Source organism: Escherichia sp. GZ89 (assembly GCF_019366485.1).
GTDB classification, from domain to species: domain Bacteria; phylum Pseudomonadota; class Gammaproteobacteria; order Enterobacterales; family Enterobacteriaceae; genus Escherichia; species Escherichia fergusonii.
The window spans coordinates 279,054-300,902 of record NZ_JAEOHX010000001.1 but is presented as its reverse complement, the minus strand read 5'-3'; the positions used below and the strand labels follow the sequence as shown (position 1 = coordinate 300,902).

Annotated in this window: 19 protein-coding genes; 10 read left to right on the top strand and 9 right to left on the bottom strand. The window is 49.7% G+C overall.

From position 1 onward, the window contains the following. Positions 1-27 precede the first annotated feature (27 nt). Both mfd and ldtC read left to right on the top strand, forming a co-directional pair. Complete coding sequence (gene mfd, locus K0335_RS01460; RefSeq protein ID WP_219393699.1) at positions 28-3,474, top strand: transcription-repair coupling factor; 3,447 nt, start codon at positions 28-30, stop codon at positions 3,472-3,474. A gap of 143 nt (positions 3,475-3,617) precedes the next feature. Next, entirely contained in the window at positions 3,618-4,595 is a 978-nt protein-coding gene (ldtC, locus tag K0335_RS01455) for a L,D-transpeptidase LdtC (protein ID WP_077626856.1), read from the top strand. Between the two features lie 38 nt (positions 4,596-4,633). Here ldtC and rnd read toward each other — a convergent pair whose 3' ends face one another. From rnd to K0335_RS01430, 5 genes are all read right to left on the bottom strand, one after another. Then, positions 4,634-5,761 carry a ribonuclease D gene (gene rnd, locus K0335_RS01450; RefSeq protein ID WP_104919676.1) on the bottom strand — a complete coding sequence of 376 codons (1,128 nt, stop codon included), beginning with the start codon at positions 5,759-5,761 and terminating at the stop codon, positions 4,634-4,636. Between the two features lie 67 nt (positions 5,762-5,828). Further along, the gene (gene fadD, locus K0335_RS01445) at positions 5,829-7,514 is read right to left on the bottom strand and encodes a long-chain-fatty-acid--CoA ligase FadD (RefSeq protein ID WP_160194004.1); all 1,686 of its coding nucleotides are present in this window, start codon (positions 7,512-7,514) and stop codon (positions 5,829-5,831) included. Positions 7,515-7,718: 204 nt separating this feature from the next. Then, the gene (locus K0335_RS01440) at positions 7,719-8,300 is read right to left on the bottom strand and encodes a Slp family lipoprotein (protein WP_104919674.1); all 582 of its coding nucleotides are present in this window, start codon (positions 8,298-8,300) and stop codon (positions 7,719-7,721) included. A 38-nt stretch (positions 8,301-8,338) separates the two neighbouring features. Then, positions 8,339-9,034 carry a tRNA (adenosine(37)-N6)-threonylcarbamoyltransferase complex dimerization subunit type 1 TsaB gene (tsaB, locus tag K0335_RS01435; RefSeq protein ID WP_001221006.1) on the bottom strand — a complete coding sequence of 232 codons (696 nt, stop codon included), beginning with the start codon at positions 9,032-9,034 and terminating at the stop codon, positions 8,339-8,341. Between the two features lie 57 nt (positions 9,035-9,091). Then, the gene (locus tag K0335_RS01430) at positions 9,092-11,002 is read right to left on the bottom strand and encodes an ATP-dependent DNA helicase (protein ID WP_000128869.1); all 1,911 of its coding nucleotides are present in this window, start codon (positions 11,000-11,002) and stop codon (positions 9,092-9,094) included. Positions 11,003-11,298: 296 nt separating this feature from the next. On the opposite strand from K0335_RS01430, the gene K0335_RS01425 reads away from it, so the two are divergent. From K0335_RS01425 to K0335_RS01410, 4 genes are all read left to right on the top strand, one after another. Continuing rightward, complete coding sequence (locus K0335_RS01425; RefSeq protein ID WP_000666189.1) at positions 11,299-11,511, top strand: DUF4177 domain-containing protein; 213 nt, start codon at positions 11,299-11,301, stop codon at positions 11,509-11,511. Beyond that, positions 11,508-11,720, top strand: coding sequence for a hypothetical protein (locus K0335_RS01420; protein ID WP_000859107.1), 213 nt, complete (start codon positions 11,508-11,510; stop codon positions 11,718-11,720). The genes K0335_RS01425 and K0335_RS01420 overlap by 4 nt, the downstream gene beginning before the upstream one ends. 252 nt (positions 11,721-11,972) lie before the next feature. Beyond that, positions 11,973-12,317, top strand: a complete 345-nt coding sequence (locus K0335_RS01415) for a RidA family protein (RefSeq protein WP_000152605.1) — start codon at positions 11,973-11,975, stop codon at positions 12,315-12,317. Between the two features lie 261 nt (positions 12,318-12,578). Continuing rightward, positions 12,579-12,878, top strand: coding sequence for a DUF1889 family protein (locus K0335_RS01410; RefSeq protein ID WP_002432110.1), 300 nt, complete (start codon positions 12,579-12,581; stop codon positions 12,876-12,878). Between the two features lie 155 nt (positions 12,879-13,033). Here the strand turns inward: K0335_RS01410 and K0335_RS01405 are convergent, their stop codons facing one another. Next, complete coding sequence (locus K0335_RS01405) at positions 13,034-13,933, bottom strand: hypothetical protein (RefSeq protein WP_000608285.1); 900 nt, start codon at positions 13,931-13,933, stop codon at positions 13,034-13,036. A 497-nt stretch (positions 13,934-14,430) separates the two neighbouring features. Beyond that, positions 14,431-14,610 carry a YoaH family protein gene (locus K0335_RS01400; protein ID WP_000457334.1) on the bottom strand — a complete coding sequence of 60 codons (180 nt, stop codon included), beginning with the start codon at positions 14,608-14,610 and terminating at the stop codon, positions 14,431-14,433. Positions 14,611-14,683: 73 nt separating this feature from the next. Between K0335_RS01400 and pabB the strand changes: the two genes are divergently transcribed. The 4 genes from pabB (at position 14,684) to K0335_RS01380 (ending at position 19,904) form a co-directional block, all read left to right on the top strand. Then, on the top strand, positions 14,684-16,045 hold the full coding sequence (gene pabB / locus K0335_RS01395; protein ID WP_000855131.1) for an aminodeoxychorismate synthase component 1: 1,362 nt from the start codon (positions 14,684-14,686) through the stop codon (positions 16,043-16,045). 2 nt (positions 16,046-16,047) lie between these two features. Continuing rightward, entirely contained in the window at positions 16,048-16,626 is a 579-nt protein-coding gene (locus tag K0335_RS01390) for a CoA pyrophosphatase (RefSeq protein ID WP_000456806.1), read from the top strand. 183 nt (positions 16,627-16,809) lie between these two features. Beyond that, positions 16,810-18,174, top strand: coding sequence for an L-serine ammonia-lyase (sdaA, locus tag K0335_RS01385; protein ID WP_046077486.1), 1,365 nt, complete (start codon positions 16,810-16,812; stop codon positions 18,172-18,174). A 176-nt stretch (positions 18,175-18,350) separates the two neighbouring features. Further along, on the top strand, positions 18,351-19,904 hold the full coding sequence (locus tag K0335_RS01380; protein ID WP_219393698.1) for an EAL domain-containing protein: 1,554 nt from the start codon (positions 18,351-18,353) through the stop codon (positions 19,902-19,904). A gap of 2 nt (positions 19,905-19,906) precedes the next feature. Here K0335_RS01380 and yoaE read toward each other — a convergent pair whose 3' ends face one another. Together yoaE and K0335_RS22675 are read right to left on the bottom strand one after the other, a co-directional pair. Beyond that, positions 19,907-21,466, bottom strand: a complete 1,560-nt coding sequence (gene yoaE / locus K0335_RS01375; RefSeq protein WP_000394965.1) for a CNNM family cation transport protein YoaE — start codon at positions 21,464-21,466, stop codon at positions 19,907-19,909. Continuing rightward, positions 21,454-21,612, bottom strand: a complete 159-nt coding sequence (locus K0335_RS22675; RefSeq protein WP_370918230.1) for a hypothetical protein — start codon at positions 21,610-21,612, stop codon at positions 21,454-21,456. Before K0335_RS22675 ends, yoaE begins: the two co-directional genes overlap by 13 nt. Between the last annotated feature and the right edge of the window lie 237 nt (positions 21,613-21,849).

Below are 21,849 nucleotides of genomic sequence, written 5' to 3'. Positions count from 1 at the left end.
TATCCTAACGAGAATCTGACAACCGTTATGCCTGAACAATATCGTTATACGCTGCCCGTCAAAGCGGGTGAGCAGCGTCTGCTGGGCGAGTTAACCGGTGCTGCCTGCGCGACGCTGGTAGCGGAAATTGCCGAACGTCACGCCGGTCCGGTGGTACTTATTGCACCAGATATGCAAAATGCTCTGCGTTTGCATGATGAAATAAGCCAGTTTACCGATCAGATGGTGATGAATCTGGCGGACTGGGAAACCCTTCCCTACGACAGTTTTTCGCCTCATCAGGACATTATCTCCTCACGCCTTTCCACTCTTTACCAGCTACCGACGATGCAGCGTGGCGTACTGATTGTTCCGGTGAATACGCTTATGCAGCGCGTTTGCCCGCACAGTTTTCTCCACGGCCACGCGCTGATGATGAAAAAAGGTCAGCGGTTATCTCGTGACGCCTTGCGTACGCAACTGGACAGCGCAGGTTATCGCCATGTTGACCAGGTTATGGAGCACGGCGAATACGCCACGCGCGGCGCGTTGCTGGATCTTTTCCCGATGGGCAGCGACTTGCCTTATCGTCTTGATTTTTTTGATGATGAAATCGATAGCCTGCGCGTATTTGACGTTGACAGCCAGCGTACGCTGGAAGAAGTAGAAGCGATCAATCTGTTGCCCGCGCACGAATTTCCGACAGATAAAGCGGCAATTGAACTGTTCCGCAGCCAGTGGCGCGATACCTTCGAAGTGAAGCGCGATGCGGAACATATTTATCAGCAAGTGAGTAAAGGCACATTACCTGCCGGGATCGAGTACTGGCAGCCGCTATTCTTCAGCGAACCGCTGCCGCCACTGTTCAGTTATTTCCCTGCCAATACGCTGTTTGTGAATACTGGCGATCTGGAAAACAGTGCCGAACGTTTCCAGACTGACACGCTGGCGCGTTTTGAAAATCGCGGCGTCGATCCGATGCGCCCGCTATTACCGCCACAATCGCTCTGGCTGCGCGTAGACGAGCTCTTCTCAGAGCTGAAAAACTGGCCCCGGGTGCAGCTAAAAACTGAACATTTACCTGCGAAAGCAGCGAATGCCAATTTAGGTTTCCAGAAACTGCCAGACCTGGCCGTTCAGGCACAACAAAAAGCACCGCTGGATGCGCTGCGTAAGTTCCTCGAGTCTTTCGACGGCCCGGTGGTGTTCTCGGTAGAAAGTGAAGGCCGCCGTGAAGCGCTGGGTGAATTGCTCGCGCGAATTAGAATTGCTCCGCAACGCATTATGCGTCTTGATGAAGCTAGCGACCGCGGGCGTTATCTGATGATTGGCGCTGCCGAACATGGCTTTATCGATACGGTACGTAATCTGGCGCTGATTTGCGAAAGCGATCTGCTCGGTGAACGTGTTGCTCGTCGCCGTCAGGACTCACGGCGCGCCATCAATCCTGACACGCTGATCCGTAACCTCGCGGAGCTGCATATTGGTCAGCCGGTGGTCCATCTGGAGCACGGCGTCGGTCGCTATGCCGGAATGACCACGCTGGAAGCCGGCGGCATTACCGGCGAGTATTTGATGCTCACCTATGCCAACGACGCCAAATTGTATGTTCCGGTGTCGTCGCTGCATCTGATTAGCCGTTACGCTGGTGGCGCGGAAGAAAACGCCCCGCTGCATAAACTTGGTGGCGATGCGTGGTCACGCGCGCGGCAGAAAGCGGCGGAAAAAGTGCGTGATGTGGCGGCGGAATTGCTGGATATCTACGCACAACGCGCCGCCAAAGAGGGCTTCGCGTTTAAACACGATCGTGAGCAGTATCAGTTGTTCTGCGACAGCTTCCCGTTTGAAACTACACCGGATCAGGCGCAGGCCATTAATGCGGTGCTTAGCGACATGTGTCAGCCGTTGGCAATGGATCGTCTGGTGTGCGGCGATGTTGGCTTTGGTAAAACTGAAGTCGCGATGCGCGCCGCTTTCCTGGCGGTAGATAACCACAAGCAGGTGGCGGTGCTGGTGCCTACCACCCTTCTCGCGCAGCAGCATTACGACAACTTCCGCGACCGTTTCGCCAACTGGCCGGTACGCATCGAAATGATCTCCCGTTTCCGCAGCGCCAAAGAGCAGACGCAAATCCTTGCGGAAGTGGCGGAAGGGAAAATCGATATTCTGATCGGTACGCACAAACTGCTGCAAAATGACGTCAAGTTTAAAGATTTAGGTCTGCTGATTGTCGATGAAGAACACCGCTTCGGGGTGCGTCATAAAGAGCGGATTAAAGCGATGCGCGCGAACGTGGATATTCTGACGCTTACCGCTACGCCGATCCCACGTACGCTGAATATGGCGATGAGCGGAATGCGTGACCTGTCGATTATCGCCACGCCGCCCGCCCGTCGTCTGGCAGTTAAAACCTTTGTCCGCGAGTATGACAGTCTGGTGGTCAGAGAGGCGATCCTTCGCGAAATTCTGCGCGGGGGACAGGTTTATTATCTCTACAATGATGTGGAAAACATCCAGAAAGCCGCCGAACGGCTGGCAGAACTGGTGCCAGAAGCGCGGATCGCCATCGGTCACGGGCAGATGCGCGAGCGCGAACTGGAACGGGTGATGAATGATTTCCATCATCAACGTTTCAACGTGCTGGTTTGTACCACCATTATCGAAACCGGGATCGACATCCCTACCGCCAACACCATTATCATTGAACGCGCGGATCACTTCGGTCTGGCACAGCTGCACCAGTTGCGCGGTCGCGTCGGACGTTCGCATCATCAGGCATATGCATGGTTGCTGACGCCGCATCCAAAAGCGATGACCACCGATGCGCAAAAACGTCTTGAAGCGATTGCCTCGCTCGAAGATCTCGGAGCAGGTTTTGCGCTGGCAACGCACGATCTGGAGATCCGCGGCGCGGGTGAACTGCTTGGCGAAGAACAAAGCGGCTCGATGGAAACCATCGGTTTCTCACTGTATATGGAGTTGCTGGAAAACGCCGTCGATGCGCTGAAAGCCGGACGCGAGCCGTCGCTGGAAGATCTCACCAGCCAGCAAACGGAAGTCGAACTGAGGATGCCATCGCTATTGCCAGATGATTTCATCCCTGACGTGAATACGCGTTTGTCGTTCTATAAACGTATTGCCAGCGCCAAAACGGAAAACGAACTGGAAGAGATCAAAGTTGAGCTTATCGATCGTTTCGGCCTGCTGCCGGATCCGGCACGCACCCTGCTGGATATTGCTCGTTTGCGCCAGCAAGCGCAGAAGCTGGGGATCAGGAAGCTGGAAGGTAATGAGAAAGGTGGCGTGATCGAATTTGCCGAGAAGAATCACGTTAATCCGGCATGGCTGATTGGTTTGCTGCAAAAACAGCCGCAGCATTATCGCCTCGATGGCCCGACGCGCCTGAAGTTTATTCAGGATTTGAGCGAGCGGAAAACGCGTATCGAATGGATTCGCCAGTTTATGCGTGAACTGGAAGAGAACGCGATCGCTTAATGGTAAATCGGGGGCGTTTCTGCGCCCCCATATCCAACATTTACAAATTATTTGCACTTCCCTGCACTATCCGACACTGTCACCATCCATAATTCATACTTATCTTTTTATTACAATAACCTTATATTTATTATGGATTTTTGGTGATGATCAAAACGCGTTTTTCTCGCTGGCTAACGTTTTTTACGTTCGCCGCTGCCGTGGCGCTGGCGCTACCGGCAAAAGCCAACACCTGGCCTCTACCGCCTGCCGGCAGTCGTCTGGTTGGCGAAAACAAATTTCATGTGGTGGAAAATGACGGCGGTTCGCTGGAAGCCATCGCCAAAAAATATAACGTCGGCTTTCTCGCTCTGTTACAGGCTAACCCTGGCGTTGATCCTTACGTACCGCGAGCGGGCAGCGTGTTAACGATCCCGCTGCAAACCCTACTTCCAGACGCGCCGCGCGAAGGCATTGTGATTAACCTTGCAGAACTGCGTCTCTATTATTATCCGCCGGGAAAAAATTCGGTAACCGTGTATCCCATCGGTATTGGTCAGTTGGGTGGTGACACGCTGACGCCGACAATGGTGACCACCGTTTCGGACAAGCGTGCGAATCCAACCTGGACGCCAACAGCAAACATCCGCGCCCGTTATAAAGCACAGGGAATTGAGTTGCCTGCGGTAGTTCCGGCTGGACCGGATAACCCAATGGGCCATCATGCGATTCGTCTGGCGGCCTATGGCGGCGTTTATTTGCTTCACGGTACGAACGCCGATTTCGGCATTGGCATGCGGGTAAGTTCTGGCTGTATTCGACTGCGCGATGATGATATTAAAACACTTTTCAGCCACGTTACTCCTGGCACCAAAGTGAAGATTATCAATACGCCAATAAAGGTGTCGGCAGAACCAAACGGTGCGCGTCTGGTTGAAGTGCATCAACCACTTTCAGAGAAGATTGATGATGATCCACAGCTGTTGCCAATCACGCTAAACGGCTCAATGCAGGCGTTTAAAGATGCGGCGCAAACCGACGCCGATGTCATGCAACATGTGATGGATGTCCGTTCCGGGATGCCAGTGGATGTTCGTCGGCACACTACCGGGAACAATACGATTCATAGCCTGGCGCTATAAAAAGTTACATGGCCCGCTAACATTGCGGGCCATTGCTTTTATTGCGGGTATTCCTGCAAAAGAGCATTTAACCTTTCAGCCATTAAGTCTCCACGCCAGCCGGAGATCATCTCTGGCAGTGAATGCTGCGGTTTTAATTTCCAGTGCCAGTTTAGCAACTGGTTAATCTGACGGCGTGAAGCCAGCAATTCTGCACTGAGTTTATTCGCCTCACTGACTCCAACTACCAACGCCTTAATCGCTTTAAATGCTTTACGATAACCAGGCATATCCATCAAATTTTGCAACGGTTGTGGCAGAGCCTCTTCTGGCAACGCCTGCGCTTTTTCAACCAGTGAAAGCAATGACTTACCATGAAAGCGAATTTCGCTGCCAGAAAGCCCCAGGCTATCCAGCTCACCAAGGCTACCTGGCATATATCGGGCCACTGACCACAGGTGCTCTTCACGTACCACAAAATTTACCGCCAGATCGCGTTCCCGAGCTTTTCGCAAACGCCAGTCGGCGAGCAGTTGCAGGCAGGCTAACTGACGGGTGCGTAGCTGCCAGGCATTAGTGATATCACGCCAGGCATCTTCCGGCGCAACGACTTCCTGACGACGCATTTGCATCAGGCGGCATTCATCCAGTGCCGCAGGTAACCAGCCAGAGGCTTCAGTTTCTGCCATCAGTTTTGCGGTAATCGGTAACAGATACCAGACATCTGCTGCTGCATATTCACACTGACGCTCGGTCAGCGGCCTGGCCAGCCAGTCGGTACGTGACTCGCTCTTGTCCAGGATTACGCCTGAATACTCTTCAACCATCGAGGCAAAACCCCAGGACATCGGCCGTCCGCAAAAAGCAGCCAGAACCTGGGTATCGATTAGGGGCTGGGGCATTTCGCCAAATTTATTAAGGAATACTTCAAGATCTTCGCTACCCGCATGTAAGAACTTAGTTATTGCCGGGTCACGCAGCACTGATTTTAAAGGAGACCAGTCACGAATGGTGAGTGGGTCGATAAGAGCGAGATGTTCACCATCAAATAACTGGATAAGCCCCAGTTGCGGGTAATAAGTACGTGTGCGAACAAACTCTGTGTCAAGGGCTATAGCCGGAAACGCACGAACCGCCTCACACAGGGAAGCCAATGCATCGTCCGTGGTAATTAATTGATAATTCAAATCGTGTTCTCTTTGGTGGGCGACAAAAAACGCCGGATTAACCGGCGCTGTTTGTCATTTTTAACGCTCAGGCTTTATTGTCTACTTTGCTGCGCGCTTCGTCACGTAATTCTCGCCGCAAAATTTTTCCGACGTTTGATTTTGGCAACTCATCACGAAATTCTACCAGCTTCGGTACTTTGTATGCAGTTAACTGTCGACGGCAGAATGTCACCAGGGCCTCTTCGTTAAGTGAAGGATCTTTTTTCACCACAAAGATTTTCACCGCTTCACCGCTGGAACCAGAAGGTACGCCAACAGCCGCGACTTCCTGTACGCCCGGATGCTGCATGACGACATCTTCAATCTCGTTGGGATAGACGTTAAAACCGGAAACCAGAATCATGTCTTTTTTGCGATCAACGATGCGTAAGAAACCTTCTTCGTCCATTACGGCAATGTCGCCAGTGTGTAGCCAACCGTTTTTGATGATTTCATCAGTGGCATCCGGACGCTGCCAGTAGCCCAGCATCACCTGCGGTCCTTTGACACAAAGCTCACCCGGTTGACCCGGTGGTACTTCGTTATTATCGTCATCCACCAGTTTGGCTTCTGTTGACGGTACAGGTAAGCCGATACTGCCGCTGTGGTAATCAATATCGTACGGGTTAACACTTACCAATGGCGCACATTCGGTTAAGCCATAACCTTCAAGCAGATATTGTCCGGTCAGTTTCACCCAACGTTCAGCCACCACTTGTTGAACAGGCATACCACCGCCTGCAGAAAGATGCAGACTGGAGAAATCCAGCTGCTGGAACTCTTTATTGTTCAGCAACGCATTGAACAAGGTGTTTACGCCAGTGATAGCGGTAAACGGATATTTTGCTAACTCTTTCACCAACCCAGGAATATCGCGCGGGTTAGTGATTAACAAGTTCTTCCCACCCAGTTCGATAAACAGCAGGCAGTTAATGGTCAGTGCAAAAATGTGATACAGCGGCAGCGCCGTTACTACCAGCTCTTTGCCCGGATGCAATAGCGGCCCATAGGTCGCATTGACCTGCTCCAGGTTCGCCAGCATATTACGATGAGTCAGCATCGCGCCTTTCGCCACGCCAGTTGTGCCACCGGTGTATTGCAGAAAAGCTAAATCTTCCGGCCCCAGTTCAGGTTTGACGTACTGCATTCGGTAGCCGTTATGCAGGGCGCTACGAAATGAAATCGCATCTGGCAGATGGTATTTCGGCACCAGACGCTTGATGTATTTAACAACGAAGTTGACTACTGTACCTTTTGCCGTAGATAGCTGATCGCCCATACGGGTCAAAATAACGTGCTGAACAGCAGTTTTATCAACCACTTTTTCCAGTGTGTGGGCAAAGTTAGACACGATAACAATCGCCAATGCGCCGCTGTCGTTAAGCTGATGCTCAAGCTCACGCGGGGTATACAGCGGGTTGACGTTCACGACAATCATCCCGGCACGCAAAATGCCAAACAGGGCTACCGGATATTGCAATAAGTTAGGCATCATCAACGCAACGCGATCGCCCTTTTTAAGCCCCAGGCCTTGTTGCAAATAAGCGGCAAATGCGCGGCTACGCTCTTCCAGCTTGCGGAAGGTCATCACCTCCCCCATATTCACAAACGCGGGTTGATCGGCGTAGCGGACGACCGACTGCTCAAACATATCTACCAGAGATTGATAACGGTCAGGGTTGATCTCCGTCGGAACGTCCGCGGGATAACGGTTAAGCCAAACCTTCTTCAATTCTTCACCTCTAAAATGCGTGTTCGTCGTCATCGCAACCCCAAGTGATAAACATGCTGTTAACATAATATTAACTCATCTTACCAGCTTGATAATTAGACAACGAAAAGGTTGCGAAGCGCGTCACTATTTATTTTTATAGTTGCCGTATGAACGCAGAAACAGCGGACCAGCCGCTGTTTCTTTTCCTTTAAAAACAATTTGTTACTCGGTTACAATTGTTTCAACTCTTGCAGGGCCCGGATTATACCAGCCCCATCCGCCGTAACCATAGGGCCAGCCACGTCCACCGTAAAACCATGGATCAATTGGCTGCGGCGGCATAATCACCTGTTGAGTGATATGCCAACGTTTGTAACCCGTTACCTGCATAACCATAAATTTATATGGTGCGTTATTTACTTTGCCATCCACTGTACCAGTGATTGGCCCGACAACCGTGACCAGTTGTCCACGAAAATCGACCGGATCAAGAAAACCGTTCACATCGGCATAAATGCGACCGCGAGAAGATTCTCCCAGAGTTGGTCTTGCTCCGCTGTCCAGCGGGACGGTCGCAATTTCCAGGCGGGTTTTCCCTTGCTGGTTTTGTACCGCAACCACTTTGCCGCCAAAGCGCGCTTCCTGTCCAACATATAAATCTGGCGCATTCATCACGCGTACCAGATCTTGCTGTGGTGTTGGACTACTGCCTTTAATGGCGTCCGGCACAGTGACACAACCGCTCAGCATGAGCGCAAACGTACCGACCAGTATGCCTTTGATAACATTCTCTTGAACCGCCATGATGCGACTCCTTTTTTCTCAGGGCATACACTTAAGATTCATTCTTTGCCAGGAAGTTTCTTCCACGCGACGTTGTTACGTAAATAAACCGGCTCGGCATGTTCCACCGCCACCGTTTTACCCTCAGTAAACATCTGGCTGGCAATGGGCAACATATCTTCGGCGGCAGGCAGTAATACTTCACCATCGCGCAAAACCAGCCCGCTCTCTTTACCGAGATCCGGCCAGGCTTGCCAGCCTGTCCCTACGGTCACCCATTCGCCGGAAAGCTGTTGCATCCGTTCATGAACGAGTTCTGGTTTGAGTACGGCTTCGGTTTCTTCACCGTGCCAGATGCCGTTTTCATCACGCTGATATTCGGCCCAGTAAACTTCTCCCATTCGCGCGTCAATGGCTGCCAGCACGCGTGTTGCGCCGTTTTTGCGCCACGCCCCTTGCGCCATCGTCATTAGCGTGGAGACGCCAATCATCGGCAGCTCCGCGCCAAGCGCCAGCCCTTGCGCGATGCCAATACCAATGCGCACGCCGGTAAAGCTACCGGGGCCGCGCCCGTAAGCAAGAGCGTTTATGTCAGTCAGGGAAGTTCCGCTGGTGATCAGGATCTCCTGCACCATCGGTAAGATTCGTTGAGTATGTTCACGAGGGCAAAGCTCAAAATGAGCGTTGACAGTACCGTCGTTCCACAGGGCAACAGAGCAGGCCTCTGTCGCGGTATCGATAGCCAGAATTCGCATGGGTCTTCGTGCTTAGATCAATAAAAAGGCGCGCATCATACCATACTCCGTAACAAATTACCTGGAGGATGGTATCGCAAGGAAACGAACCGCACGGGCAATGTCACGGGTGCGCGGCGCGGGCGGCAGGCTGGCAAGGAACGTCGCACCATAAGGGCGCATCACCAGCCGATTATCGCAAATCACCAGCACGCCGCGATCGTCGGCGTCGCGAATCAGTCGCCCTACTCCCTGTTTGAGAGTAATGACGGCATCTGGCAGCTGCACTTCATCGAACGGGTCACCACCGCGCAAACGGCAATCTTCCATGCGCGCTTTTAACAGTGGGTCATCCGGCGAGGTAAACGGCAACTTGTCGATAATCACCAGCGACAGCGTATCACCGCGCACGTCCACACCTTCCCAGAAACTACTGGTCGCCACAAGCAGCGCGTTACCGGCGCTGACAAACTGCTGTAGCAGTTGGCCTTTGCTGGTTTCCCCCTGCAACAACACGGGAAGCGTCATGGTGGCGCGGAACTGCTCAGCCAGATCGCGCATCATGGCGTGCGAGGTACAAAGCATAAAACAACGACCGTTGTTAGCTTCGATGATCGGTCGCAGCATTGCCGCCAGTTGCCGCGCGGAACCCGGCTGGTTGGTTTGCGGCAGGTTGCGCGGCACACAGAGTAACGCCTGGCGGCTGTAATCAAACGGGCTTGGCAACAGCAACGACTCCGCCTGTTCTATCCCAAGCCGCGAGGTGAAATGGTGCAGATCGTCATTCACAGACAATGTTGCCGAGGTAAAGATCCAGCTACCTGGCTTTTGCGCCATTAACTCTTTGAATTTATCCGCAACGCTTAGCGGCGTCAGCGCGAGAGTGAAATGGCGCGAGGTACATTCGTACCAGTAGCTGTAACCCGGCTGATTAATCTCTTTCAGCCGTTTAAGCCGCGTACGATAAAGGGTGGCGCGTTCAAATGCTGCATCCAGCAAGGCGGAACGCCCCAGTGACAGTTTCGCTACGTCATAACAAAGTTCAAGGGTGTCATCGAGCAGTAAAAATGCCCGCTGAATTTGCGGATTGGCTAACAGTTCGCGCAAATTGCCGCGATAACCTGGCTCACCTAATTGCAGGCGAAAATCCTGCGCGCTCTGGGCAAGACGGTCGGCGCACTTTTGTAACTGCTGGGTATCTTTTAATTCGGTACGGTAGGCGATGGTGATGTCTTTTGCCAGGTCGAGCAGTTGTCGACTGGAGAGTGACTGACCAAAGTACTGGCTGGCAATGTCCGGCAACTGGTGGGCTTCGTCGAAGATCATCACGTCTGCTTCCGGGATAAGTTCGCCAAATCCGCTCTCTTTCACCACCATATCCGCGAGAAACAGATGATGGTTCACCACCACCACATCGGCGTCCATCGCTTTTTTGCGTGCTTTAACCACAAAGCAATCTTTATACATCGGGCAATCGCTGCCAAGACAGTTGTCGTTGGTGCTGGTGACCAACGGCCACGCCTGTGAATCTTCCGCCACGCTGACGCAGGTGCTGATATCACCATCTACCGTCTGATTAGACCAGGAGCGCAGGAGGATCACATCACTTAAGGTTTGTACTGGCAAATCGCCGCCCGCCAGCGCCTGCTGTTCGAGACGTTCGAGGCAGAGGTAGTTTGAGCGCCCTTTCAGCAACGCCACGTTGCCCGTGTATTTCAATGCCTTTGAGACCGTTGGCAAATCGCGGCTGTAGAGCTGATCCTGCAACGCTTTTGAGCCGGTCGAGATAATGACTTTCTTTTTCGCCCGCAGCGCAGGGGCCAGGTAAGCGTAGGTTTTGCCCGTACCGGTTCCTGCTTCCACCACCAGCGGCTGGCTTTTTTCTATCGCCTGGGTGACGGCTACCGCCATCTGTCGCTGTGGTTCACGCGGCTTAAAGCCTGGTATCGCTTTTGCCAGTTGGCCGTCTGGTGCAAAATCGTCTGTCACACTACCCCCTGTTGATTTGAACAGGGATTATGTCAGGGTCGCAGGCTTTATGCCACGGTTGCCTTTCTCTGCAGAAGCGTACTTTGATGAGTAAATAACGTTTTATTTATGTTTAGTCTTTATAATTATCGCAAATAATATTATTTAACAATATCCAGGCATTTTAAATATCACCACAATCTATATATATTTAATCGTCGTGAGATATTTCTTTTTAAAGCTTTATCAATTACCATTTGCAACGGCAAGGAGTAGTTTAATCACACAACTTTCATATGTAATTCAAGGATAAGAGAGTGAAAGAGTATAAAGCCGTCATTTATCAGGAAGGGATGTTAGGGAGTATTCTTTTCGGTGCTTCTAAAGTCGATCCCGTTAAATTTTCAATTTTTCTCAATAAAAATGCCCAGGAAGGATGGCGTGTAATCACAATGGAAAAAGATATGCGTCGTATGCTGTTGTTTTTCCGTCGTGAAGCTTACGTCGTCATCCTCGAAAGAGACCTATGAAAACCACATCAATAATTTGCCTGACTATCCTGGTTCTCTGGTCAGTACTGGCGCTATTTCAACTTTGGGTTACGCCGTTACGCGCAGTCACCTTTGTTAAAATATCTATAACTGCTGGTGTTATTGATGTTATCGTGCTGGTCATTGGCCTCTGTCGCCGTGAGTATTGTGAAGAAAAGCAAATGAAAAAAGATGGTTATATTGATTAATACTCAATAATTCAAGTCGCAGCACATGCCACTCGAAGTATGACGAATATAATTGTCTTTAAGATTAAGCACCCTATACGTAATAAAAAACGATATGGTGCTTTTTTACTTTTATTCACCAATAACTCTAAATAATTCGAGTAGTGCGCACCATTGCTGAGTTTTTTTTAACCAATCAACATAAGCAGCAATGACGAAAAGGTTAAGATATGGCAGTCTTAGTGGTTGATGAATATATCAATGGAGATTCTCATGACCATTATCCGTATCGACGCCGAAGCCCGCTGGTCTGATGTTGTGATCCACAATAACACCCTCTACTACACTGGTGTGCCGGAAAACCTTGACGCCGACGCTTTCGAACAGACTGCCAATACCCTTGCGCAAATCGATGCCGTGCTGGAAAAACAGGGAAGCAGTAAGTCACGCATTCTGGATGCCACCATTTTCCTGGCTGACAAAAGTGATTTTGCAGCAATGAATAAAGCATGGGATGCATGGGTTGTCGCAGGCCATGCTCCGGTGCGCTGCACGGTACAAGCGGGACTGATGAATCCACAGTATAAAGTTGAAATTAAGATTGTTGCTGCGGTTTAAGTTATTCCAGCGCAGAAAATAACCAGATAATACTGACCGATTTTGCAGGATTCGGTCAGTCCTTCGCGAACCCACTCTGTTATCCCTCGTTCCGGGCGCAATAAAACAGGCTTAAACTGTGTCGCGCCTCACTGTGTTCGGCAAAAAACACAGATGTCAACAGACTAGCGCATGATAGATGTTTATAATCCCTTTGATCTTAGAGGCAATTTGAGGTCATATAGACTTATTGATTACGTGGTTAATTTTAAGGATAAGAATATGCCTGCTGTAATAGATAAAGCCCTGGATTTCATTGGTGCCATGGATATATCAGCATCAACGCCAAGTTCTATGAATGAAAGCACTGCAAAGGGAATCTTTAAATGTCTGAAAGATTTGGGAGTACCCGCGAGTGCCGACGACATCATTGCGCGAGGGAACGAGGAAGGATGGAACCCTGAGTTCACACAGAAGATGGTTCGCTGGGCAAAAAAAATGGAGTCTGGTGAGCGTGTGGTGATAAAAAACCCGGAATATTTTACGTCATATATGCATGACGAACTCAAAGCGCTGGTATAGTTTAACTCTCTATCAGCAGAAATCGACATGGACGCTTTCATCTAAATCAGAAAAGCGTCCATTTTTTTGCCATCATACAACTCTCTTGTTCTTCTTTTTATCAGTGCGCCCACTGCAATCTCGCGTGCAAGAAGTACAGTGATAGAGCGGACATATCAATAAAATATCGACGGTGCGATCTCTCCATAATAGAGTTCTGTTTCAGTCATTACTAAAATCCATTTGCCACGCATCTTCCTGAAAACCGGGTCGATTTGCCGCCCACCAGGCTGTGTAAATACAATATCATCATGTTTTTTAAATCGCTGTCCGTCTTGCCTGAACACAGAAAAGGAATAAGATTGTTGATAGCCGTTATCAGCAATGATCCATGGTAAACAAACAGCAAAACAACTCATCCCTTCAACGGGAATTTCATATCGTGTGAAGGTACTATTTTTTATATGAACAAGTTCAAAATCCGCATAATAATAAAACCAAACAGATGCCGCATTATCAACATTTAATGTATAGCAATCAAAAATACAACACTCATTCTGTTCCCATAAAACATTACCGTAGAGATCATATTTTACCAAACCGTTTTGTCCCATAGGGATCTGCCAGCCATAATTTCCAAAGACACCTTCATCAAAGTAGCTTACCCATATTTCTCCCTTTTCTGTCACACTGACATCCTCGATGCCATCGCCCAATGTAAATCGCCGTACCAGTCTTCCATCCATGGTGTAAATGGCTGCATTTTTCTCCCCCTCGCCATTTTCAAACCGACTCCGGGCACCTACTAATAAAATATGCTGGTTGTCAATAACCTGTATTTTGTGGAAGTTATAAGCATCGTGAATATTAATCTTTCTCGCATAATGAGGCTTTATCCCATATAGCGTAATGTACCAGGTTCTTTCCTCCGTTATTGTCGAAACAAACATCCCCTGGATACGTTCAGGTATCTGATCGACTTCCAGTACAGATATTTGCCCATTAAAACTGACAGAACAAGAAACAAACTCGCCGCAAGGCTGATGGCCCATTGCGGTTAAAGGAATATTTATCATTTACTACCTCCTGTATTATGATTTATTATTTTTATCAACAAATCATCCGTGAAAAAATTTACTTAAGTATGTATTACGGCTTTAAATATGACACGGAAACAGCCCATTGCAATAACAGGACCATAATCCCTTCACCGCCCAGGATTGTTGATCCCCCATGACCATACGTTTGCTAATCAACTCAATATCATCAGATATTCTGGCGGAAATATCACTGTTTCCCGTTATACGAAAAGCCAATTTGAAAGATCTCTCACGTAATGTATCTATTACGTTAATTACTTCTTCAGAAAAGACTCTTCGCTGGACGGCATTAAACTCGCACATCCAGCGTTCATCAAATGGTGAGTCGTCTCTGAGATCCAGTGCGCTATCAACATTGATTTGACTTAGAAAAGCAAAAAATCCGGTTCCTCAAGTGCGACTTTCACGCCCGCCAATGCCACCAGACTCTCCATAATAAATTCCCTCTCATACTTACGACCTGACGCATAACGTTACTCGTCTTCATCCTCAAAACGCGCCACAATTCGTTCGCCAGAGTGGTTGGCACGCAGCTCTTCGGCCACCAGCGCGATTGCCTGGCCGCTGCTCATCCCTTGCGCCATCAGTTCCTGGATCCGCTCGACGGCTTTTTGCTGCTGTTCATGGGTGAGTGAAGGTAAACCTGCAAACATTGTTAACTCCTGCTAAATTGTTGGCGCTAATTATTTCATGCTACCCGGCACATAGCCAGTAGAGTCAGGACTGATGAAGACGTTAACTCCCGCTGTGATTACTTTACCCTGGCGCCAGGACGCCGCTGAATTTTATTTCTCCCGCTTAAGCCACCTGCCATGGGCGATGATTTTACATTCTGGTTATGCCGATCATCCGCATAGTCGCTTCGATATTGTGGTGGCCGAGCCGATTTGCACTTTAACCACTTTCGGTAAAGAAACCGTTGTTAGTGAAGGCGAAAAACGCACAACGACTACCGATGACCCGCTACAGGTGCTCCAGCAGGTGCTGGACCGCACCAACATTTGTCCAACACATAACGAAGATTTGCCATTTCAGGGCGGCGCACTGGGGTTGTTTGGCTACGATCTAGGCCGCCGTTTTGAATCATTGCCTGAAATTGCGGAGCAAGATCTCGATCTGCCTGATATGGCAGTGGGTATCTACGACTGGGCGCTGATTGTCGACCATCAGCGTCAGGTAATTTCTCTGCTCAGCCATTTTGATGTCAATGCCCGCCTGGACTGGCTGGAAAGCCAGCAAATCACGTCAAAACTTGATTTCCAGCTCACTTCTGCCTGGCAATCCAATATGACCCGCGAGCAGTACGGCGAAAAATTTCGCCAGGTACAGGAATATCTGCACAGCGGCGATTGCTATCAGGTGAATCTTGCCCAGCGTTTTCAAGCGACCTATTCTGGTGATGAATGGCAAATATTCGTTCAGCTTAATAAGGCCAACCGCGCGCCATTTAGTGCTTTTTTGCGTCTTGAACAGGGCGCGATTTTAAGCCTTTCGCCAGAGCGGTTTATCCTTTGCGATAATAGTGAAATTCAGACCCGCCCGATTAAAGGCACGCTGCCACGCCTGTCCGACCCTCAGAAAGATAGCAAGCAGGCAGAGAAACTGGCGAACTCCCCCAAAGATCGCGCTGAAAATCTGATGATTGTTGATTTAATGCGTAATGATATCGGTCGCGTTGCCGTAGCCGGTTCGGTAAAAGTTCCAGAGCTGTTCGTGGTCGAACCCTTTCCTGCCGTGCATCATCTGGTCAGCACCATAACGGCGCGGCTGCCAGAACAGTTACACGCCAGCGATCTGCTGCGCGCGGCTTTCCCTGGAGGCTCAATAACTGGTGCACCGAAAGTACGGGCTATGGAAATTATCGACGAACTGGAACCGCAGCGACGCAACGCCTGGTGTGGCAGCATTGGTTATTTGAGCTTTTGCGGCAACATGGACACCAACATCACCATCCGCACGCTGACGGCGGTTAACGGGCAAATTTACTGTTCCGCTGGCGGTGGTATTGTCGCTGATAGCCAGGAAGAAGCGGAATATCAGGAAACTTTTGATAAAGTTAATAAGATCCTACGTCAACTGGAGAAATAAACGTGGAATACAGTAGCCTGACGCTTGATGATTTTTTATCGCGCTTTCAACTTTTGCGTCCGCAAATTAACAGGGAAACGTTAAATCATCGTCAGGCTGCCGTGTTGATCCCCATTGTACGCCGACCACAGCCAGGGTTATTGCTTACCCAACGCTCCATTCATCTGCGTAAACACGCCGGACAGGTGGCTTTTCCTGGCGGTGCGGTGGATGACACCGACACATCAGTCATTGCCGCCGCGCTTCGCGAAGCTGAAGAAGAGGTTGCTATTCCGCCTTCCTCGGTCGAGGTTATAGGCGTACTACCGCCAGTCGATAGCGTCACTGGCTACCAGGTAACGCCAGTAGTCGGCATTATTCCCCCAGATTTACCCTATCGTGCCAGCGAAGATGAAGTATCCGCAGTGTTTGAAATGCCCCTCGCTCAGGCGCTTCATCTGGGCCGTTATCACCCTTTAGATATCTACCGCCGTGGTGATTCACATCGGGTATGGCTTTCCTGGTATGAACACTATTTTGTATGGGGAATGACAGCAGGCATAATTCGTGAGCTGGCGCTGCAAATTGGTGTTAAACCCTGACTATACTTATCTTTACACGCACAAAACACTACTTGAGACAATCATCGTAATATTAGTTAAATCGCGGTTTTTGATTAGTTTAATTCATGTGAATAGTTAAACTGATCGCCGCGTTCCCTCTTACACTATGCGCTGTAATTAGCTCGTTACTGGAAGCCCAGTCACCTTGTCAGGAGTATTATCGTGATTAGTCTATTCGACATGTTTAAGGTGGGGATTGGTCCCTCATCTTCCCATACTGTAGGGCCTATGAAGGCAGGTAAACAGTTCGTCGATGATCTGGTCGAAAAAGGCTTACTGGATAGCGTTACCCGCGTTGCCGTGGACGTTTATGGTTCACTGTCGCTGACGGGTAAAGGCCACCATACCGATATCGCCATTATTATGGGGCTGGCAGGTAACGAACCTGCTACCGTGGATATCGACAGTATTCCCGGTTTTATTCGCGACGTAGAAGAGCGCGAACGTTTGCTGCTGGCACAGGGTCGGCATGAAGTGGATTTTCCGCGTGACAACGGGATGCGTTTTCATAACGGCAACCTGCCGCTGCATGAAAACGGGATGCAGATCCACGCTTATAATGGCGATAAAGTTGTTTACAGCAAAACTTATTATTCCATCGGCGGCGGTTTTATCGTCGATGAAGAACATTTTGGTCATGATGCCGCCAACGAAGTCAGTGTGCCGTATCCGTTCAAATCCGCCACCGAACTGCTGGCTTACTGCAATGAGACCGGTTATTCCCTTTCCGGCCTGGCTATGCAGAATGAGCTGGCATTGCACAGCAAGAAAGAGATCGACGAGTATTTCGCTCATGTCTGGCAAACCATGCAGGCGTGTATCGATCGCGGCATGAACACCGAAGGGGTATTGCCAGGCCCGCTGCGCGTTCCCCGCCGTGCGTCGGCGCTGCGCCGGATGCTGGTTTCCAGCGATAAACTGTCTAACGATCCGATGAATGTCATCGACTGGGTAAACATGTTTGCGCTGGCGGTGAACGAAGAGAACGCCGCAGGTGGCCGCGTGGTGACTGCACCAACCAACGGTGCTTGTGGCATTGTTCCGGCGGTACTGGCTTACTATGACCACTTTATTGAATCTGTCAGCCCGGATATCTATACCCGCTACTTTATGGCTGCGGGCGCGATTGGCGCACTCTATAAAATGAACGCCTCTATCTCGGGTGCGGAAGTCGGTTGCCAGGGCGAAGTGGGTGTTGCCTGTTCAATGGCTGCTGCGGGTCTTGCAGAACTGCTGGGCGGTAGCCCGGAACAGGTTTGCGTAGCGGCAGAAATTGGCATGGAACACAACCTTGGTTTAACCTGCGACCCGGTTGCTGGACAAGTTCAGGTGCCGTGCATTGAGCGTAATGCCATTGCCTCTGTGAAAGCGATCAATGCCGCACGCATGGCCTTACGCCGCACCAGTGCACCGCGCGTCTCGCTGGATAAGGTCATCGAAACAATGTATGAAACCGGGAAAGATATGAACGCTAAATACCGTGAAACTTCTCGCGGTGGTCTGGCGATTAAAGTCCAGTGTGACTAATACTTTTCCTTCGCCCATCTGCAACGGATGGGCGAATTTACCCCTGCTTTCTCGTCTGCTGTAATTTTCCCCACTACACTTCCACTGTTGCGTCAGGCATTTGTCGCCATACGCTTACAGGGTGGCCCGCATGCAAAAAAGCACAACGGATCATTAAAACCTATCGCCGTAATCGAATGATTGTTTGTACAATTTGCGCACTCTTTACGCTTATCACTACATTAAGCGTACGATTTATTTCACAGCGGAACTTAAATCAGCAGCGGGTGGTGGTGTTTGCTAATCATGCGGTGGAAGAGCTGGATAACGTCTTGTTTCCTTTGCAATCCGGACGTGATGTCTTGTTACAGTTGATTGGCCTGCCCTGCTCAGTCAGCCATTTGCCTTTGCGCAAACAGGCAGCGAAGTTACAAACCGTGCGATCTATCGGTCTGGTGCAAAATGGTACGCTTTATTGTTCCAGTATTTTTGGCTACCGCAATGTCCCTGTCCGCGAGATTCAGGCCGATTTACCAGCCAGGCAGGCTTTACTTCGTTTGACGATAGATCACGTTCTCATTAAAGGCAGCCCGGTACTGATTCAATGGTATCCCTCTGCGGCTAACGCGCAAGACGGGGTGCTGGAGATGATCAATATCGAGTTGTTAACGACAATGTTACTTGAGCCGCAGTCACCACAAATTACCAGCGCCACTCTGACAGTAGCTGATCGCCATTTGCTCTATGCCAATGGTATTGTGGATTCATTGCCTCCCCTGAACGACGAAAGGCGCTATCAAGTTTCTTCGCACAATTTTCCTTTCACGATTAGTGTGGATGGCCCCGGCGCTACAGCGTTGGCACTTAAAAATCTCCCCTCACAATTACCTCTGGCGTTATTACTGAGTTTACTTGTGGGTTACATGACCTGGCTGGCAACGGCCCATCGGATGAGTTTTTACCGTGAAATACATCTGGGTCTTGCACAGAGAGAGTTTGAACTGTTTTGCCAGCCTCTGCTTAATGCAAGGAGTCAGCAATGTATCGGCGTTGAAATTTTGTTGCGCTGGAATAATCCACGTCAGGGCTGGATTTCGCCAGATGTCTTTATCCCTATTGCGGAAGAACACCATTTAATTGTGCCACTGACTCGCTACGTGATGATGGAAACTATTCGTCAGCGGCATGTATTTCCAATGAATAACCAGTTTCATATTGGTATTAACGTTGCCCCCAGTCACTTTCGCCGGGGGGTGTTATTAAAAGATCTCAATCAATACTGGTTCAGTGCAAACCCGATTCAGCAGCTCATTCTCGAAATAACAGAGCGTGATGCTTTGCTGGATGTGGATTACCGTATAGCACGTGAGTTGCATCGTAAAAATGTTAAGCTGGCAATTGATGATTTTGGTACGGGCAATAGCTCGTTTTCCTGGCTGGAAACACTACGGCCGGATGTGTTGAAAATTGATAAATCATTCACCGCTGCAATTGGTTCAGATGCCGTTAACTCTACGGTAACCGATATTATTATTGCCCTAGGGCAACGGCTAAATATTGAACTGGTGGCGGAAGGCGTGGAAACCCAACAACAGGCGAAGTATTTACGCCAGCACGGCGTACATATTTTGCAAGGTTATTTATACGCGCAGCCAATGCCACTGCGCGATTTTCCCAAATGGCTGGCAGGAAGCCAGCCCCCGGGCACCCGGCATAACGGGCATGTTACCCCCGTCATGCCATTACGTTAGCGTTACTCGTCTTCGTCGTTGAGCGGTTTATCTTTAACAATACGAACCAAATCAACGCGATAGTCGTTAGCTTCAACAATAGTGATATGCAACGGTCCAACGTCAATCACATCACCAATACGGGGAATGTGACCATTTGCGGCAATCACCAGGCCAGCAACGGTAGCGATATCATCATCGTCATCAACCAGGTGATCTACCGCCAGGGCTTGCTGTAAGGCATGTAAATCCGTTCCGCCTTTAACCAGCCAGCCGTCGCCATCAGTGATAATTTCTGGCGTTTCGTCAGCATCCGGGAACTCACCAGCTATCGCTTCCAGCACATCCAGCGGTGTAACCAGCCCCTGAACTACGCCAAACTCGTTAGTCACGATAACAAAACTACCACGAGCACGGCGCAAAACGCCCAACAGGTTGATTGGGTCGAGAGTTTCTGGCACGACAATGGCCGGAGAAGCCGAAGCAATTGCCGCAACATCCACTCCTTCTTCCAATGCCACCAGCAACTCTTTGGCACGCACAATACCGATGATTTCATCCAGTTCACCGCGACAAACCGGGAACAGACTATGAGGAGAAGAGAGCAATTGCTGACGGATTTCGTCGACACTCAGGTTGGCATCAACCCAACTTATTTCGCCGCGCGGCGTCATAATGCCACGCAGAGAACGTGAAGCCAGAGTCAACACTCCGTTGATCATATACCGTTCTTCTTCCGCAAATGCACCTTCTGGTACCGGTATTGCCACCTGATTGTCGCCATCGTGCTGAACATTTACCTGACGTTTTCCACCCATCAATCGCAAAATGGCATCCGCAGTACGCGCCCGCAAAGGCAAAGTTGACTGGTGGCGAATAAAGTTACGACGTGCAATCTGGTTAAACACTTCGATGATGATCGAGAAACCAATCGCCGCGTACAGGTAACCTTTCGGAATATGGAAGCCGAAACCTTCCGCGACCAGACTCAGACCAATCATCAACAGGAAGCTCAGGCAGAGCACCACAACCGTGGGATGTTGGTTGACGAAACGTGTCAGCGGTTTCGAGGCCAGGAGCATTACAGCCATCGCTATCACGACGGCAGCCATCATTACCGGCAGATGGTTTACCATCCCTACAGCAGTAATTACAGCATCAAGTGAGAACACGGCGTCCAGAATGACAATTTGCGTTACCACTACCCAGAAGCTGGCATAACCTTTGCCATGCCCGGAGTCATGCTCGCGATTCTCCAGCCGTTCATGCAATTCCGTTGTGGCTTTGAACAATAAGAATATCCCCCCCAACAGCATGATCAGGTCACGCCCTGAGAAGGTGAAATCCATTACTGAGAACAGCGGCTTAGTTAGCGTCACCATCCACGAAATAATCGACAACAACGCCAGACGCATGATTAACGCCAGCGATAAACCCAGTAAGCGCGCTTTATCACGCTGTTTTGGTGGCAGTTTGTCGGCAAGAATGGCGATGAAGACCAGATTATCGATCCCGAGAACAATCTCGAGAACGACAAGCGTGAGCAAACCCGCCCATATCGAGGGGTCCATTAAGAATTCCATGACAAGCTCCTGCTTAAGGAATGACAAATTGACGCCAGGATTAACGCAGGCGATACAGCTTTAGGCAAATAAGTAGAGTGGCAAAAGTTGCCAGAATGGCAGGCGTTTTGCGGCCTGAAGATGAAAAGACGTCGGTGACGATCCATACAGCGGGCTACTGCCCTATACTCCTAAGTTATTAAACGGAAGCTAAACATAACAGAGACAATTAGTTTTTGGCAAAGATTTACCTTCCTTTGCACTAAGATTTAACAGAGATATTTTGTCTTTCGAAATTTATCTTAATCGAAAGCTGATTTGCGGATCTTCATCACATAAATTAATTTTTTCGATATCTAAAATAAATCCCGCAAATCATATGTTTTCGTTGTATCCCTTATCTG

Coding starts and splice junctions, on each gene's coding strand:
- tsaB (WP_001221006.1), bottom strand. CDS start 9,034: ATGCGAATTCTGGCTATCGATACCGCGACAGAGGCCTGCTCTGTTGCC.
- yoaE (WP_000394965.1), bottom strand. CDS start 21,466: ATGGAATTCTTAATGGACCCCTCGATATGGGCGGGTTTGCTCACGCTT.
- K0335_RS01405 (WP_000608285.1), bottom strand. CDS start 13,933: ATGATAAATATTCCTTTAACCGCAATGGGCCATCAGCCTTGCGGCGAG.
- mfd (WP_219393699.1), top strand. CDS start 28: ATGCCTGAACAATATCGTTATACGCTGCCCGTCAAAGCGGGTGAGCAG.
- K0335_RS22675 (WP_370918230.1), bottom strand. CDS start 21,612: ATGGATCGTCACCGACGTCTTTTCATCTTCAGGCCGCAAAACGCCTGC.
- K0335_RS01400 (WP_000457334.1), bottom strand. CDS start 14,610: ATGTTTGCAGGTTTACCTTCACTCACCCATGAACAGCAGCAAAAAGCC.
- K0335_RS01420 (WP_000859107.1), top strand. CDS start 11,508: ATGAAAACCACATCAATAATTTGCCTGACTATCCTGGTTCTCTGGTCA.
- K0335_RS01440 (WP_104919674.1), bottom strand. CDS start 8,300: ATGGCGGTTCAAGAGAATGTTATCAAAGGCATACTGGTCGGTACGTTT.
- K0335_RS01415 (WP_000152605.1), top strand. CDS start 11,973: ATGACCATTATCCGTATCGACGCCGAAGCCCGCTGGTCTGATGTTGTG.
- K0335_RS01380 (WP_219393698.1), top strand. CDS start 18,351: ATGATTGTTTGTACAATTTGCGCACTCTTTACGCTTATCACTACATTA.
- K0335_RS01410 (WP_002432110.1), top strand. CDS start 12,579: ATGCCTGCTGTAATAGATAAAGCCCTGGATTTCATTGGTGCCATGGAT.
- pabB (WP_000855131.1), top strand. CDS start 14,684: ATGAAGACGTTAACTCCCGCTGTGATTACTTTACCCTGGCGCCAGGAC.